Annotated in this window: 14 protein-coding genes and 3 tRNA genes; 7 read left to right on the forward strand and 10 right to left on the reverse strand. The window is 55.3% G+C overall.

Features of this window, described 5'->3' with window-relative positions:
• Positions 1–46: 46 nt before the first annotated feature.
• On the reverse strand, positions 47–1378 hold the full coding sequence (argA, locus tag LA04_RS01500) for an amino-acid N-acetyltransferase (protein WP_047650238.1): 1332 nt from the start codon (positions 1376–1378) through the stop codon (positions 47–49).
• 227 nt (positions 1379–1605) lie between these two features.
• Here argA and amiC point away from each other — a divergent pair, with 227 nt between their 5' ends.
• On the forward strand, positions 1606–2859 hold the full coding sequence (amiC, locus tag LA04_RS01505; RefSeq protein ID WP_029740496.1) for an N-acetylmuramoyl-L-alanine amidase AmiC: 1254 nt from the start codon (positions 1606–1608) through the stop codon (positions 2857–2859).
• An 87-nt stretch (positions 2860–2946) separates the two neighbouring features.
• Here the strand turns inward: amiC and LA04_RS01510 are convergent.
• The 3 genes from LA04_RS01510 to LA04_RS01520 form a co-directional block, all read right to left on the reverse strand.
• Positions 2947–3023, reverse strand: a tRNA-Met gene (locus LA04_RS01510).
• 44 nt (positions 3024–3067) lie between these two features.
• Positions 3068–3144 (reverse strand) — tRNA-Met (locus LA04_RS01515).
• Positions 3145–3188: 44 nt separating this feature from the next.
• Positions 3189–3265, reverse strand: a tRNA-Met gene (locus tag LA04_RS01520).
• Between the two features lie 208 nt (positions 3266–3473).
• On the opposite strand from LA04_RS01520, the gene mltA reads away from it, so the two are divergent.
• Together mltA and tcdA are read left to right on the forward strand one after the other, a co-directional pair.
• Positions 3474–4571: a murein transglycosylase A gene (gene mltA, locus LA04_RS01525; protein WP_023309035.1), complete on the forward strand. Its 1098-nt coding sequence runs from the start codon at positions 3474–3476 to the stop codon at positions 4569–4571.
• Positions 4572–4646: 75 nt separating this feature from the next.
• The gene (tcdA, locus tag LA04_RS01530; protein WP_006811804.1) at positions 4647–5453 is read left to right on the forward strand and encodes a tRNA cyclic N6-threonylcarbamoyladenosine(37) synthase TcdA; all 807 of its coding nucleotides are present in this window, start codon (positions 4647–4649) and stop codon (positions 5451–5453) included.
• Here the strand turns inward: tcdA and csdE are convergent.
• Complete coding sequence (csdE, locus tag LA04_RS01535) at positions 5444–5890, reverse strand: cysteine desulfurase sulfur acceptor subunit CsdE (protein ID WP_047650239.1); 447 nt, start codon at positions 5888–5890, stop codon at positions 5444–5446. The genes tcdA and csdE overlap by 10 nt on opposite strands.
• Positions 5890–7095: a cysteine desulfurase CsdA gene (gene csdA / locus LA04_RS01540; RefSeq protein WP_047650240.1), complete on the reverse strand. Its 1206-nt coding sequence runs from the start codon at positions 7093–7095 to the stop codon at positions 5890–5892. The genes csdE and csdA overlap by 1 nt, the downstream gene beginning before the upstream one ends.
• A 192-nt stretch (positions 7096–7287) precedes the next feature.
• Between csdA and LA04_RS01545 the strand changes: the two genes are divergently transcribed.
• The 4 genes from LA04_RS01545 (at position 7288) to rlmM (ending at position 10310) form a co-directional block, all read left to right on the forward strand.
• Positions 7288–7515, forward strand: coding sequence for a YgdI/YgdR family lipoprotein (locus LA04_RS01545; RefSeq protein WP_008499648.1), 228 nt, complete (start codon positions 7288–7290; stop codon positions 7513–7515).
• A 349-nt stretch (positions 7516–7864) separates the two neighbouring features.
• Positions 7865–8782, forward strand: a complete 918-nt coding sequence (gene gcvA / locus LA04_RS01550) for a glycine cleavage system transcriptional regulator GcvA (RefSeq protein WP_023309032.1) — start codon at positions 7865–7867, stop codon at positions 8780–8782.
• A 39-nt stretch (positions 8783–8821) separates the two neighbouring features.
• Positions 8822–9217, forward strand: coding sequence for a DUF423 domain-containing protein (locus tag LA04_RS01555; protein ID WP_023309031.1), 396 nt, complete (start codon positions 8822–8824; stop codon positions 9215–9217).
• Positions 9210–10310, forward strand: coding sequence for a 23S rRNA (cytidine(2498)-2'-O)-methyltransferase RlmM (gene rlmM / locus LA04_RS01560; RefSeq protein WP_047650241.1), 1101 nt, complete (start codon positions 9210–9212; stop codon positions 10308–10310). The genes LA04_RS01555 and rlmM overlap by 8 nt, the downstream gene beginning before the upstream one ends.
• 52 nt (positions 10311–10362) lie before the next feature.
• Here rlmM and xni read toward each other — a convergent pair whose 3' ends face one another.
• The 4 genes from xni to ppnN all read right to left on the reverse strand — a co-directional run bounded on the left by xni (position 10363) and on the right by ppnN (position 15838).
• Complete coding sequence (gene xni / locus LA04_RS01565; RefSeq protein ID WP_047650242.1) at positions 10363–11118, reverse strand: flap endonuclease Xni; 756 nt, start codon at positions 11116–11118, stop codon at positions 10363–10365.
• Between the two features lie 112 nt (positions 11119–11230).
• Positions 11231–12598 (reverse strand): L-serine ammonia-lyase, encoded by a 1368-nt coding sequence (locus LA04_RS01570; protein WP_033146431.1) that lies wholly within the window; start codon positions 12596–12598, stop codon positions 11231–11233.
• 65 nt (positions 12599–12663) lie between these two features.
• Positions 12664–13959: an HAAAP family serine/threonine permease gene (locus LA04_RS01575; protein ID WP_024909280.1), complete on the reverse strand. Its 1296-nt coding sequence runs from the start codon at positions 13957–13959 to the stop codon at positions 12664–12666.
• A 514-nt stretch (positions 13960–14473) separates the two neighbouring features.
• The gene (ppnN, locus tag LA04_RS01580) at positions 14474–15838 is read right to left on the reverse strand and encodes a nucleotide 5'-monophosphate nucleosidase PpnN (RefSeq protein ID WP_023309027.1); all 1365 of its coding nucleotides are present in this window, start codon (positions 15836–15838) and stop codon (positions 14474–14476) included.
• Positions 15839–15932 lie beyond the last annotated feature (94 nt).

A 15932-nucleotide genomic window follows, 5' to 3' on the forward strand; every position in this document is an offset into this window, starting at 1 on the left:
AGACATCCAGGCCGGGTACGCGCAGCGCTACCCGGCAAGCGTTGTATTATCCCAGGTCAGCCATCAGCACCTTTGAACGACGCTGATAGTTGTACATCTCTTTCTTCGTTTCCGGCAGAGAATCGATATCCACCGGCGTGAATCCGCGCTCCTGGAACCAGTGAATGCTGCGCGTCGTCAGGACGAACAGCTTGCTTAGCCCCATCTGGCGCGCCTGTGCCGCCACGCGTTCAAGCAGCATTTCGCCGCGTGAAGAGCTACGGTAATCAGGATGCACCGCCACGCAGGCCATTTCACCGATCTTCTCTTCCGGGAACGGATAGAGCGCGGCGCAGGCAATGGTCAGGTTATCGCGCTGAATAATGGTGAATTTGTCGATCTCCATCTCCAGCTGTTCGCGTGAGCGACGCACCAGAATACCCTGCTGTTCCAGCGGGCGGATCAGCTCCAGAATGCCGCCGATGTCGTTGATGGTGGCGCGGCGGATCTGCTCCGCACTCTCCATCACAATCTGCGTACCAATACCGTCGCGGGAGAACAGCTCCTGCAGCAGGGCCCCGTCTTCCTGATAGCTGATCAGATGGCTGCGGCGCACGCCGCTGCGGCAGGCCTTCACGGCGCCACGCAGGAAGCGGACGGTGCCGGAGTGGTAATCACTTTCGGCTTCCAGCGCTTCTACGCGGGCCTGGGCTTCATTCGGGAAGAGTTCCGGCACGATCGTTCCTTCGTCGTCCACGACGCCCTGGGAGGAGCAGAACCCAATCATTTTTTCCGCCTTCAGCTTGATCGCCAGCTGTGTGGCGATCTCTTCGGACGTCAGGTTAAAGCTTTCGCCGGTCACGGAAACAGCGACCGGGCCCATCAGCACGATGGCACCGCTGTCCAGCTGGCGGTGAATAGCTTCCTCATCAATACGACGGATACGGCCGCTGTGGCAGTAATCCACGCCATCGTCCACGCCGAGCGGCTGGGCAATAATAAAGTTGCCGCTCACGACGTTGATATGCGCCCCCTGCAGCGGCGTATTGTTCAGGCTCATGGAGAGACGCGCGGTGATATCCAGCTGCAGCAGACCCGCCGCCTGTTTCACCAGCTCCAGGGTTTTGGCATCGGTGACGCGGGTATGTTTATGGTAAATCGGCTCGTGGTGGTGAGCGGCCAGGTTGGCGTCGATCTGCGGACGCGCGCCATAAACCACCACCAGGCGGATCCCGAGGCTGTGCAGCAGGCCAATGTCATTGACGATGCTGGAAAAATTTTCATGCTCAATGGCTTCGCCGCCAAGCATGATGACAAACGTTTTTCCCCGATGGGCGTTGATATAGGGAACAGAATGGCGGAATCCCTGGACCAGTTCGGTTCTACGTTCCTTCACCATGGCACAACCCTTAATGAATGTTTATTCGTAATTTATGTATTTTTATTCGATTGTGACCGCGTGTGCAAGTGCAAATTTTCCGCGACCCACAGAAATTGGTAAGTAATCCGTGCGTTAGCGTATGATTGTTTACCCTTTTATAGATGACAGTTTATGCGTCATTCGTTAAAGTTTTCGGTCAATTTGGACATTTTGTATATCAGTCAGTGTTCTTGCTCGGGAGAAGCATGTCGGGATCCAATTCAGCAATAAGCCGCCGCCGTTTGTTAAAAGGGGCCGGGGCAATGTGGTTGCTTAGCGTCAGTCAGGTCGGTCTTGCCGCCACGAGTCAGGTGGTGGCGGTGCGCGTCTGGCCGTCGTCGACCTATACGCGCGTGACGGTCGAATCCAATCGCGTGCTGAAATATAAGCAATTTGCCCTCAGCAACCCGGAACGCGTGGTGGTGGATCTCGAAGGCGTTAACCTCAACTCCGTTCTGAAGGGGATGGCGGCGCAGATCCGCGGCGACGATCCTTTTATTAAATCAGCACGCGTTGGGCAGTTCGATCCGCAAACCGTGCGCATGGTGTTTGAACTTAAACAGAACGTTAAGCCGCAGCTGTTCGCCCTGGCGCCCGTCGCGACCTTTAAAGAGCGCCTGGTGATGGATCTCTACCCGGCCAACGCAACGGATATCCAGGATCCGCTTCTCGCTCTGCTGGAGGACTACAACAAGGGCGATCTTCAGCGTCAGGTGCCGCCTGCGCAAAGTGGCCCGCAGCCCGGGAAAGCAGGGCGCGATCGTCCGATTGTGATCATGCTCGATCCCGGCCACGGCGGCGAAGACTCCGGCGCGGTGGGGAAATACCGCACGCGTGAAAAAGACGTGGTGCTGCAAATTGCCCGCCGCCTGAAGGCGTTGATTGATAAAGAAGGCAATATGCGCGCCTATATGACGCGCAATGAAGATATCTTTATTCCGCTGAAGGTCCGGGTGGCGAAAGCGCAGAAGCAGCGCGCCGATTTGTTCGTGTCGATCCATGCGGATGCCTTTACCAGCCGCCAGCCAAGCGGCTCGTCGGTGTTTGCGCTCTCAACTAAAGGTGCGACCAGTACCGCAGCAAGATTCCTGGCGGACTCCCAGAACGCCTCTGACCTGATTGGTGGCGTGAGCAAAAGCGGCGACCGCTACGTCGACCACACTATGTTCGATATGGTGCAGTCGCTGACCATTAACGACAGCCTGAAGTTTGGTAAAGCGGTGCTGGGCAAGCTGGGGAATATCAATAAGCTGCATAAAAACAGCGTTGAACAGGCCGGGTTTGCGGTACTCAAGGCACCGGATATCCCGTCCATCCTGGTCGAAACCGCGTTTATCAGTAACGTCGAAGAGGAGCGTAAACTCAAGACGGCAAAATTCCAGCAGGAGGTTGCGGAGTCGATTCTGGCGGGGATACGGGCATATTTCTCTGACGGGGCGACGCTGGCGCGACGCGGATAATGCTTTCAGCCGGGTAAACGCCCGGCAAATTCACAAACGACAGATACAAAAAAACACCCTTAAGGGTGTTTATTGTTTTAGAAGTGTTGGTTGCGGGGGCCGGATTTGAACCGACGACCTTCGGGTTATGAGCCCGACGAGCTACCAGGCTGCTCCACCCCGCGTCCGTCTTTCTACTCGTGTAGAAACTTACTTCTTCAAATTTGATTGGTTGCGGGGGCCGGATTTGAACCGACGACCTTCGGGTTATGAGCCCGACGAGCTACCAGGCTGCTCCACCCCGCGTCCGTTTTTCTACAGTCGTAGAAGATACTTCATCAAATTTTAATTGGTTGCGGGGGCCGGATTTGAACCGACGACCTTCGGGTTATGAGCCCGACGAGCTACCAGGCTGCTCCACCCCGCGTCCGTGGATGCGCACTATACTCGGATAGGTTTGTGATGCAACCCCTTTTTCACATTTATCATGATTTTGTATGCAAATTGAACGACATGGGGCTGTTTGGACTATTTTTTGCGCAAAATTTGCCAAAGGGCATGCGATCGCATTTCATTAGCCCTGTCGGTTTGTTATCTTCATCACGCGGAAATGGGCAACTTAAAGACGAGATATAATGAAAGGACGTTGGGCGAAGTATCTGATGGCGGGCGCAATGGTAGCGATTCTTGCGGCCTGTTCTTCCAAACCGACCGATCGCGGTCAACAGTATAAAGACGGGAAGTTATCCCAGCCTTTCTCTTTAGTTAATCAGCCTGATGCCGTTGGCGCACCGATTAATGCCGGTGATTTCTCCGAGCAGGTCTACCAGATCCGCAACGCGTCGCCGCGTCTGTATGGCACCCAGAGTAGCGTGTATAACGCGGTCCAGGACTGGCTGAAAGCAGGCGGTGATACGCGCAACATGCGCCAGTTTGGTATCGACGCCTGGCAGATGGAAGGGGCCGATAACTACGGCAACGTCCAGTTTACCGGCTACTACACCCCGGTTATCCAGGCACGACACTCGCGTCAGGGCGAGTTCCAGTATCCTATCTACCGCATGCCGCCAAAACGCGGTCGTCTGCCGTCGCGCGCCGAGATCTACGCCGGTGCGCTGAGCGAAAACTACGTTCTGGCCTACAGCAACTCCCTGATGGATAACTTCATCATGGACGTTCAGGGCAGCGGCTACATTGATTTTGGCGACGGTTCACCGCTTAACTTCTTCAGCTATTCCGGTAAAAACGGCCACGCCTATCGCAGTATCGGTAAGGTACTGATCGACCGCGGCGAAGTGAAGAAAGAAGATATGTCGATGCAGGCGATCCGCGAGTGGGGCGAAAAGCACAGCGAAGCCGAGGTGCGCGAGCTGCTGGAGCAGAACCCGTCTTTCGTCTTCTTTAAACCGCAAAACTTCGCGCCGGTGAAAGGGGCCAGCGCGGTTCCGCTGATTGGCCGCGCGTCGGTAGCATCGGATCGTTCTATTATTCCTGCAGGCACTACGCTGCTGGCTGAGGTCCCTCTGCTGGACAATAACGGCAAGTTCAACGGCCAGTATGAGCTGCGTCTGATGGTGGCGCTGGACGTCGGCGGGGCGATTAAAGGCCAGCACTTCGACATCTATCAGGGTATTGGCCCTGACGCAGGCCATCGCGCGGGCTGGTATAACCACTACGGACGCGTGTGGGTACTGAAGGCGGCGCCGGGTGCTGGAAACGTATTCAGCGGCTGATTGTGGTATTCTGAGCGCAATATGGATTACTGTTCAGGGTGAGGAAAACCTCACCCTTTTTACATCTGAGGTTTTATGTCTGTGGTAATCAGCGACGCCTGGCGCCAGCGTTTTGGCGGGACGGCACGTTTATATGGTGAAAAAGCCCTGCAGCTGTTTGCGGATGCGCACGTCTGCGTCGTGGGCATTGGTGGTGTGGGGTCGTGGGCGGCAGAAGCGCTGGCGAGAACCGGTATTGGCGCAATCACGCTGATTGACATGGATGACGTTTGCGTCACCAACACTAACCGTCAAATCCACGCCCTGCGCGATAACGTCGGCCTGGCAAAATCCGAGGTGATGGCGGAGCGTATCCGTTTGATCAACCCGGAGTGCCGCGTGACGGTGATCGACGACTTTGTGACGGCCGATAACGTCGCCGAATACATGAGCAAAGGCTACAGCTATGTGATTGACGCCATCGACAGCGTGCGGCCAAAAGCGGCGTTGATCGCATACTGCCGTCGCTACAAGGTGCCGCTGGTCACCACCGGCGGTGCGGGCGGGCAAATCGATCCGACGCAGATCCAGGTAGCCGACCTGGCGAAAACGATCCAGGATCCGCTGGCGGCCAAGCTGCGTGAACGCCTGAAGAGCGATTTTAACGTGGTGAAGAACAGCAAAGGCAAGCTCGGCGTCGACTGCGTGTTCTCGACCGAAGCGCTGGTCTACCCGCAGGCGGATGGGTCAGTCTGCGCGATGAAAAGCACGGCGGAAGGGCCAAAACGAATGGACTGCGCCTCAGGTTTTGGTGCGGCCACCATGGTGACCGCCTCCTTTGGCTTTGTGGCGGTGTCTCACGCCCTGAAGAAGATGATGGCGAAAGCGGAACGTCAGGCCTGAGCCTGACGTGCGGCATCCAGTACCGCGTCGCTGAGCGCGATCAGCCCCTGACCGCGCGAGGCGCTGAGCTGCGCGCGCAGCCCCAGCTCATCAAATAACGCCAGCGGCGAATGTGCCAGCAGTTCCGCCGCGCTTTTCCCTTCCACAGCGGTCAGCAATACGGCCAGCAGACCCCGGACGATGCGGCCTTCGCTGTCGCCGAAGAAGTGGAGCTTCTCGCCGGAGACGCTCACCCCCAGCCAGACGCGGTTTTCACAGCCTGCGATCTCTTTCGCCTGCGCTTTGAGATCGTCAGAGAGGGTTGGTAATTGCTTACCGAGAATAATCAGCTGGCGATATTTATCTTCCCACTGTGAAAGCGGGGCAAAGGTCTGTTTTAACGTCTCTTCAGTGATGACTGTGCCAAACGGATGTCCGGCTAAAGCAGCGCTAGTCATTAATCCACCAGTATTTCAAGGGCGCGGTCAACGGCGGCAACCAGCGCGTCGACATCGCTTTGGGTATTATACGGCGCAAACGAGGCGCGCAGCGTACCGTTAACGCCAAGCGCCGCCAGCAGCGGCTGGGCGCAGTGCTGTCCGGCACGCAGGGCAATGCCATATCCGGCCAGCAGTGTCACCATGTCGCTATGATGAACGCCCGCAAAATCAAAGGCGAGCAGGCTTGAGTCCTGAACGCGGAACGAGCGGAAACCCGGGCGCTTTTTGAGCTCTTCCTCTGCCAGCGTCGCCAGCCCCCGGCTCCAGCTTTCAGCCTGAACGATGTCGGTTTCAGCCAGCCACTCCAGCGCCGCGCTTAAGCCAATCACCCCCGCCACGTTCGGCGTACCGGCCTCCAGGCGATAGGGAACATCCTGAGTTTTGAAGCCATCGAACGACACTTCGGTGATCATTTTGCCGCCACCCAGCCACGGCGTCATTTTTGCCAGCAGTTCTGGCTTGCCGTACAACGCTCCTGTACCGGTTGGCCCGTAGAGCTTATGTCCTGAGAAGGCATAGAAATCGATATCAAGCGCCTGCACATCAGCGGGGAAGTGCACCACGCCCTGAGCGCCATCGACCATCACCACCATCCCGCTGGCATGGGCTATGCGAATAGCCTGAGCGAGGTCCGGGCAACCACCCGTGACGTTCGACATCTGTCCGAGCGCCAGAATGCGGCTGCGGGGGGTAATCAGCTTGGGGAGACGGGCCACGTCGGGCAGAAGGTCTGCACCTAGCGGGAGTTTCACCACGCGCGCACCCGTTTGCTCGGCCACCATCAGCCATGGTACCAGGTTGGCGTGATGTTCCGCCTCGCTGACAACGATCTCATCGCCCGGCTGAAGCAGCGGGCGCGCGTAGCACTGGGCCACCATATTGATGGCCTCGGTCGTGCCGCGCGTCCAGACGATGTTTTTCCCGCTTTCGGCATTGATCAGGCGCGCGACCTGATCGCGTGCGGCTTCGTAGCGCGCGGTTAATCGCTGCGCTTCGGCAAACTGGCTGCGATGCACGTTCCCGGCGCTCAGGCTGTAGAACTGCTGCGTGGCCTCAATCACCGCCTGTGGCTTAAGGGCGGTGGCGGCGCTATCCAGGTAAATACCGGCATCGGCCAGGGCCGGAAACTGTGCGCGGAACTGCGCAGGACTGAAAGCGTTCATGGGATTCCTCATTTCAATATAGCGATCGTCGCGCAATTTCAGCGGCAGGGCAAGGAGGTTGATATCTATCAGAATTGTCTGCTTATCCTTACGACCTCAAAAAAGCAGGTTATGCTAAATAGTGTTAGGCGGATGTTTTAGCCTGTTATAAATCGAGGTTTGAATAGCATTAATTGCTAAAGGAGAATAATCATGAATAAGACAGCTGCAATCATTTCTGCCTGTGCGTTTACTTTTGCCCTGAGCGCGTGTTCTGGTAACAACTACGTGATGCACACCAACGATGGTCGTTCTATCGTTTCGGAAGGGAAACCGACTACCGATAATGATACCGGGATGATTTCGTACAAAGATGCTAACGGGAACAAGCAGCAGATCAACCGCACGGACGTGAAAGAGATGAAAGAGATCGAGCATTAACAGATCGCAGGCGAAAAAAAAGCACCGCAAATTGGCGGTGCTACATTAATCACTATGGACAGACAGGGTAAATGTACAGGAAGTGAAAAATTGGTAGCGTTGCTACCGTGGTCTGAATCGCAGACCAATTGCAAACACAACAACACAACATCACAACCGTAAGCCAAAAGCCCTTCAGAACACGCATTCCGAAAAAAGCTCTTCGTTCCGGCTCAGGAAGTGCCGCCACTATAGGTATTTGCTGGTAGTTCCTCAACGGACAAATTATAATGGCTCAGATAAAAAAAACTAATAGGTTAAACGTTGTTTCCTGTTTGTTAAAATCCGTTAACATCTAAGCCAGATAACCATGTCAAAGCGATTGCCACCCCTTAATGCATTACGTGTTTTTGATGCAGCAGCACGTCACCTGAGCTTCACCCGCGCGGCAGATGAGCTTTTTGTGACACAGGCCGCAGTAAGTCACCAAATCAAGTCTCTTGAGGATTTTCTGGGCCTTAAGCTGTTTCGTCGACGCAACCGTTCGTTGCTGTTGACCGAAGAGGGGCAGAGCTATTTTCAGGATATTAAAGAGATTTTTTCCCAGCTTACGGAAGCCACGCGTAAGCTGCAGGCTCGCAGTGCAAAAGGTGCTCTGACCGTCAGTTTATTGCCCAGTTTTGCCATTCATTGGCTTGTTCCAAGACTCTCAAGCTTTAACTCAGCTTATCCGGGGATCGACGTTCGAATCCAGGCGGTAGATCGTCAGGAGGACAAGCTGGCCGATGACGTGGATGTCGCCATTTTTTATGGTCGCGGTAACTGGCCGGGCTTGCGCGTTGAAAAATTATACGCAGAATATCTCCTGCCGGTCTGTTCTCCCCTGCTGTTAACAGGCGAGAAGGCGCTGAAGTCACCCGCTGACCTGGCTCAGCATACGCTTTTGCATGATGCCTCTCGCCGCGACTGGCAAACTTATACACGTCAATTAGGTCTTACACATATAAACGTGCAGCAGGGACCCATTTTTAGCCACAGTGCGATGGTGTTACAGGCTGCCATACACGGGCAGGGCGTGGCGTTGGCGAACAACGTCATGGCGCAGTCCGAAATTGAGGCAGGCCGCCTGGTTTGCCCTTTTAATGATGTACTGGTCAGCAAGAATGCGTTTTATCTGGTTTGTCATGACAGTCAGGCAGAACTGGGTAAAATAGCCGCCTTCCGGCAGTGGATACTGGCGAAAGCGGCAACCGAGCAAGAAAAATTCCGCTTCAGGTATGAGCAATAACGTTTGTGTGCCGGGCACGCATCAACTCAGGACTTAAACATGACCAGCCGATTCATGCTGATTTTTGCCGCGGTGAGTGGCTTTATTTTTGTTGCACTGGGCGCCTTTGGCGCACATGTATTAAGCAAGTCTTTGGGCGCTGTAGAGATGGGCTGGATCCAAACCGGTCTTGAATATCAGGCATTCCACACGCTGGCGATTTTTGGGCTGGCGGTGGCGATGCAGCGTCGTATCAGTATCTGGTTTTACTGGAGCAGCGTGTTTATGGCGCTGGGTACCGTGTTGTTCAGCGGTAGCCTGTACTGCCTTGCGCTCTCACATCTGCGCCTGTGGGCGTTCGTTACACCTGTCGGCGGCTTCAGCTTCCTGGCGGGTTGGGTATTAATGTTTATCGGAGCTATCCGTCTGAAACGCAAGGGCGTTGTTCATGAATAAGGTTGTTTTATATTGTCGCCCGGGGTTTGAGAAAGAGTGCGCCGCGGAAATTACCGATAAAGCGGCGAAGCGCGAAGTCTTCGGCTTTGCCCGCGTAAAAGAAAACGCGGGCTATGTGGTATTCGAGTGCTACCAGCCTGAAGACGCAGACAAGCTGGCGCGCGAGCTGCCGTTCAGCTCGCTGATCTTTGCTCGCCAGATGTTTGTCGCGGGTGAGCTGCTGAAGGATCTTCCACCGGAAGACCGCATCACGCCTATTGTCGGCATGCTGCAGGGCGTGGTTGAGAAGGGTGGCGATCTGCGCGTTGAAGTGGCGGATACCAACGAAAGTAAAGAGCTGATGAAGTTCTGCCGCAAGTTCACCGTGCCGCTGCGTGCGGCGCTGCGTGATGCGGGCGTGCTGACGAACTACGAAACGCCGAAGCGTCCGGTGGTGCATATCTTCTTTATCGCACCGGGCTGCTGCTATGCAGGCTATTCGTACACCACCAACAACTCTCCCTTCTTTATGGGCATCCCGCGTTTGCGCTTCCCGTCCGATGCGCCAAGCCGTTCCACGCTCAAGCTGGAAGAGGCGTTTCACGTCTTTATCCCGGCGGATGAGTGGGATGAGCGTCTGGCAAACGGCATGTACGCTGTCGATCTCGGCGCGTGCCCGGGCGGCTGGACCTATCAGCTGGTGAAACGCAATATGTGGGTATCGTCCGTTGATAACGGCCCAATGGCGCAAAGCCTGATGGACACCGGGCAGGTCACCTGGCTGCGTGAAGACGGTTTCCGCTATCGCCCGAATCGTAACAACATCTCGTGGATGGTGTGCGATATGGTTGAGAAGCCGGCAAAAGTCGCCGCGCTGATGGCCTCCTGGCTGGTGAACGGCTGGTGTCGTGAGACCATTTTCAACCTCAAGCTGCCGATGAAAAAGCGCTATGAGGAAGTGTCGCAGAACCTGGCCTACATTCAGGAGCAGATGGACGAACACGGTATTAACGTGGAGATCCAGGCGCGTCAGCTGTATCACGACCGTGAAGAGGTGACGGTGCATATTCGTCGCTGGTGGGCTGCGGTCGGCGGACGTCGCGACGAGCGATAGTCCTTGTTGTATTGCCCGGTGGCGCTACGCTTACCGGGCCTATAGTAAAGCGTTAACGTTCTAGCCTTAACTGCTGTAAATTCCCGTCCAGCTGCAAATCCGTCTGTAGCGTTGCGATCTCCCGGCAGGTAAACGCCATCTCTTTATGCGCCTCCAGCTTCTTGCGCCACTTTTCCGGTACCTCATCCAGACGGGCGTAAATCCCTTCCAGACTCTGAAAATCGGTCAGCAGCTGCGCGGCGCTCTTTGGCCCAATACCGGCGACACCCGGAACTTTAGAACTGCTGATGCCTGCCAGCCCCCAGTAATCCGGCAGTTGTTCAGGTGAGACGCCGAACTCGCTGGCAATAAACGGCGCGTCCAGCCAGCGTTTTTGAAAATAGTCACGAATGCGGATAGTCGGCGAGAGCAGCTGGCAGTAGCCTTTGTCAGTTGAAACGATAGTAGCCTGATGCCCGGCACTTGCCACCTTGACGGCCAGAGTGGCCGCAAGATCGTCGGCTTCATTTCCCTGTGCGCCCCAGCAGGGAACGCCCCGCTGTTCAAATGCAGCGCGCAGCATGGGCAATTCAGCGTGAAGATCGTCCGGCATCGGGGCGCGTCCGGCTTTGTAGTCGGGCAGACGCTGGTGTCGCCAGCCCGTGTTGCGGGCTTCGTCATCAAATACCGCGACCGCGTGGGTGGGCTCACTGTGGCGGATAAGCTGCTCCAGCGCGTGCAGGCAGGTGTCTTTACAAGGCGTCCCCTGTACCGCATGGATACGGCGGATCAGGTTAAGAGCATCGACGATAAGTAAATGAACGGCCACAGATAATCTCCCTTCTATCTCATGCGTGAAGGGTAACACTGTCAGCAGCGTGAAACTATGAATGGTGGGGAAAACAGGAAGAAGCCTCGCAAAACGAGGCTTCCTGAGAGGCTTAATCGCAGGTTACGATCTTCATCGCCAGGCCGCCGCGAGAGGTTTCGCGGTATTTGGCGTTCATATCTTTACCGGTTTCGTACATGGTTTCGATAACCTTATCGAGACAGACGCGCGGCTCGCTGGTTCGGCGCAGCGCCATACGTGCCGCGTTCACCGCCTTCACGGAGGCAATCGCGTTACGTTCGATGCACGGTACCTGTACCTGTCCGGCAACCGGGTCACAGGTCAGTCCCAGGTTATGTTCCATGCCGATTTCCGCAGCAATGCACACCTGTGTCGGGCTTGCACCCAGCAGTTCGGCCAGACCCGCCGCCGCCATGGAGCACGCCACGCCGACTTCACCCTGACAGCCCACTTCCGCACCGGAAATAGACGCGTTCATCTTATACAGCGAACCAATTGCACTGGCGACCAGCAGGTAGCGCGCCAGTGAGTTCGCGTTCACTTCACGGATAAACTTGTCGTAGTACGCCAGCACCGCCGGAACGATACCGCAGGCGCCGTTGGTCGGCGCGGTGACCACGCGGCCCCCTGCGGCGTTCTCTTCGTTTACAGCCAGTGCGAACATGTTGATCCAGTCTACAACGGCCATCGGGTCCGTCGTCGTTTTGTCGGTGCTCACCAGCATACGGCGCAGCGCAGCAGCGCGACGCGGCACGCGAAGCTTGCCCGGCAGAACGCCCTCGGTGGTTATCCCGCGCTCAATACCGCCGCGCATCACTTCCCAGACGTTAGTGAAGTGCTGTTCGAGCTCTTCTTTACTGTGAAGCGCCAGCTCGTTTTTCATCATCAGGCCAGAGAGGGAAAGGCCCGTCTCCTGGCAGTGACGCTGAAGATCCGCCGCCGTTTTGTACGGATACGGCACCTCGACAGAAGAGGTATTGGTTTGACCAAAGTGGTCTTCGTCGACGATAAAACCGCCGCCGATAGAGTAATACGTCTGGCTGTATACCGCTTTGTCGCCGGCCAGCGCGGTAATGCGCATGCCGTTTTCGTGCAGCGACAGGTTGTCCGCATGGAAATTCATGCAGTGGTCAACCGGGAATTCAACCTCATGCTCACCGTTCGCCAGCAGCAGGCGACCGTGGGTGTTCACATCCTGGATGAAGCCAGGGATCGCATCAATATCAACGGTATCCGGCAGATTTCCCGCCAGGCCCATGATAATGGCGATATCGGTATGGTGGCCTTTCCCGGTCAGGGAAAGCGAGCCGTATACATCGACAACCACGCGGGTAATGTCATGCAAGATGCCGCGGGCAATCAAGTCATCCGTGAACTGCTTACCGGCTTTCATTGGTCCGACGGTGTGAGAGCTGGAAGGACCAATACCGATTTTGAAGATATCGAATACGCTAATCATGATGCGTCCATTGCTTTCAGTCAGAGAGGGAGGAGTGCGCCGTCCGAAGACGGCGCGGGTGATAATCAGAACATGGTGTACAGGGAGTAGAAGATCGCAGAGATTGCGATAAGACCCATGATAACCACAAAGACGTTGCTCACATGACCGCTGTACTTACGCATAGCAGGGACTTTCTGAATCGCGTACATCGGCATCAGGAACAGAATCATCGCGATGACCGGGCCGCCCAGGGTTTCAATCATGCCCAGGATGCTTGGGTTCAGGGTCGCTACCGCCCAGGTGGTGAGCAGCATGAACAGCGCAGTGATTTTGTTCAGCTTGTTGATTTCAATGCTCTTGCCTTTACCGCGCAGAGATTTAATCACCATACCGTTGAAGCCTTCGCGCGCGCCGAGGTAGTGGCCCAGGAAGGATTTGGTGATGGCGATAATCGCGATGATAGGTGCCATCCACGCAATGACCGGTGCGTTAAAGTGGTTCGCCAGATAAGACAGAATAGAGATGTTCTGCTCTTTCGCTGCCGCCAGATCCGCCGGGGAGAGGCTCAGTACGCAGCTGAAGACGAAGAACATTACGGTCAGTACCATCATGATGTGAGCGCGCGCCAGGATGCTGGAGCACTTCTTCTCTGCGCCATTACCGTACTCTTCACGTTTCGCAACGGCGAAAGAAGAGATGATTGGAGAGTGGTTGAAAGAGAACACCATCACCGGAATCGCCAGCCAGAGGGTCATCAGCAGGCCGTTACCGGTTGCCGATGCGCTGCTCAGGGACAGGGTTTCCAGCGCTGCACCGTTCCACTGTGGGATCAGGTAGCAAGCCAGTACCATCAGAGCAATAACGAACGGGAAGACCAGTACGCTCATTGCTTTCACAATCATCTGCTCACCGAAGCGAACGATGGTCATCATGCCCACGATCAGGATCAGAGACAGAATGGCACGCGGCGGCGGCGTCATGTGCAGCTGGTGCATCATGAAGCTTTCAACGGTGTTGGTGATTGCCACGCTGTAGACCAGCAGAATAGGGTAAATCGCGAAGAAGTAGAGCAGGGTAATCAGTTTACCTGCGCCCACGCCGAAATGCTCTTCAACAACTTCAGTGATGTCCTCGCCCGGGTTTTTACCGGACAGCACGAAGCGGGTCAGACCGCGGTGTGCAAAGAAGGTCATCGGGAAAGCAATGATAGCCATAATGATCAGCGGGATCAGACCGCCGACGCCTGCGTTGATAGGAAGGAACAGTACACCAGCGCCGATTGCTGTGCCATAAAGGCCAAGCATCCACATGGTATCCGTTTTGCGCCAACCACTTCGGGATTCAATCGAAGCAACGGTGCTGGTTTGAGTGGTTTCCATCTGTATCTCCTGGAGGAAGCAAATTGTCAGGTTTTTAGTCAAATCCGATGAAAAAGTGCCTGACGGTAATATGAAATTCGTTCAGTGACGGTTTTTTAATAATTTTTGCCCGTAACTATTGGCGGGCGGAAAGATACATTCTAGTTATGAATCTATCAGTGATCCTGATCCCAAATGCAATAATCCACTTATGAAGTGGGCATCTTTAGACCATTTCTCTGTTAAAAAAACGTCAAAGAGAATTTACGGGCGCGAAGGCTACCACCAACGACATGTGAGCTGAAAGACTGACCCGTGATATAGGTGTCTTTAGCTGTAAAGAAATGGGTTTTTAGTATTTTCTGGCAGGTAATTTGGATTAAGGCTGATAATTTATGGTTGAAAAAACAAGGTAATCGTTTGCGTTTGCGCATAGTTTGTAAAAGATATAAGTGATGCGTATGAATTACCTCGTTAATAAAAAAGCCGGGACGCATGACACGGCGACCCGGCTTTGATGAGATGCTGCTGCGCGTTATGTGCAGATTTCGTAGCAAGGGATATAGGCTGAGCCCGGCAGCTTCATGCGGTGCTGAGCGACAAAGCCCTGCAGCATGTCGTCCATGCGGCGCATCATCTCCGGGTCGCCGTGGATTTTGTACGGACCGTACTGTTCAATGGCGCGGATGCCCATCTCTTTGACGTTGCCCGCCACAATCCCGGAGAAGGCACGACGCAGATCGGCAGCCAGGACTTCCACCGGCTGGTCCGGGTAGAGTTTCAGGTTCGCCATATTTTCATGCGTTGGCTCGAACGGGATCTGCAGGTCCGGCGCAATACGGATTGACCAGTTAAAGCTGTACGCATCGCCGGTATCGCGACGGTTTTCCTTAACCAGCGGCATCGCCTTTTTCATCTGGCGCGCCACTTCCGCGGCATCGTCAATGATGATGCGATAGTGACGGCGCGCGGCTTCGCCCAGCGTGTGTACGATAAACTCGTCCAGCACGCGGAAGTAGTCGGCGCTCTCTTTTGGCCCGGTAAGGATCAGCGGCAGAACCTGATCTTTGTTGGCCGGGTTCATCAGAATACCCAGCAGGTAGAGCAGCTCTTCCGCTGTCCCCACGCCGCCCGGGAAAATGATAATGCCGTGGGCGATACGGACAAACGCTTCAAGACGTTTCTCGATATCCGGCATGATAATCAGCTCGTTAACCAGCGGGTTAGGCGGCTCAGCGGCAATGATTGACGGCTCGGTCATGCCGATAAACCGCCCCTCTTTATAACGCTGTTGCGCATGCCCAACCGCCGCACCTTTCATTGGCGCTTCCATCGCACCTGGACCGCAGCCGGTACAGATATTCAGCTCGCGCAGGCCGAGCTGGGTGCCCACCCGACGCGCATAAAGGTATTCAGTTTCGTTAATGGAGTGGCCGCCCCAGCAGACGACCATGTTCGGCGCTTCGCCAACGTGCAGGGCACGGGCGTTACGCAAAATGGAGAATACCAGGTTGGTGATATGGACTGAGCTTTCCAGGTCGAGATGCTGGAAACGGCCTGCGTTGTGGATCTGCCCGTTAACAAACAGGATGTCACGCAGCACGGCAAACAGGTTCGCCTGAAGTGAACGAATAATGCGCCCGTCGACAAAGGCCTCTTCCGGCGGGTTGATGACTTCAAGCTTCACGCCACGCTCGCGGCGCAGCACATTGATATCAAAGCTTTCGAAGCGGGACAGCAGTTCTTTACTGTTATCTGTCAGGCTTCCGGAGTTCAGTACGGCAAGTGAACAGTTACGAAACAGTTGATAAAGATCGCTGCTGGCCGTGCGCTTAAGCATGTCCACTTCCAGCTGCGACAACATATCCATTGAGCCAAGCGGGCTAATATGTGTAATCAAGTGAGCTCCTTACGGGACGATTATCGTCTTTCCCTGTTGATTACAATAGCCCTGGCGCGTGACGTTTCACAACCTAAAGCGCGGAAGATACCGC

The sequence above is a fragment of the Enterobacter sp. UCD-UG_FMILLET genome, from assembly GCF_000762975.1.
Taxonomy (GTDB): Bacteria; Pseudomonadota; Gammaproteobacteria; order Enterobacterales; family Enterobacteriaceae; genus Enterobacter; species Enterobacter dykesii.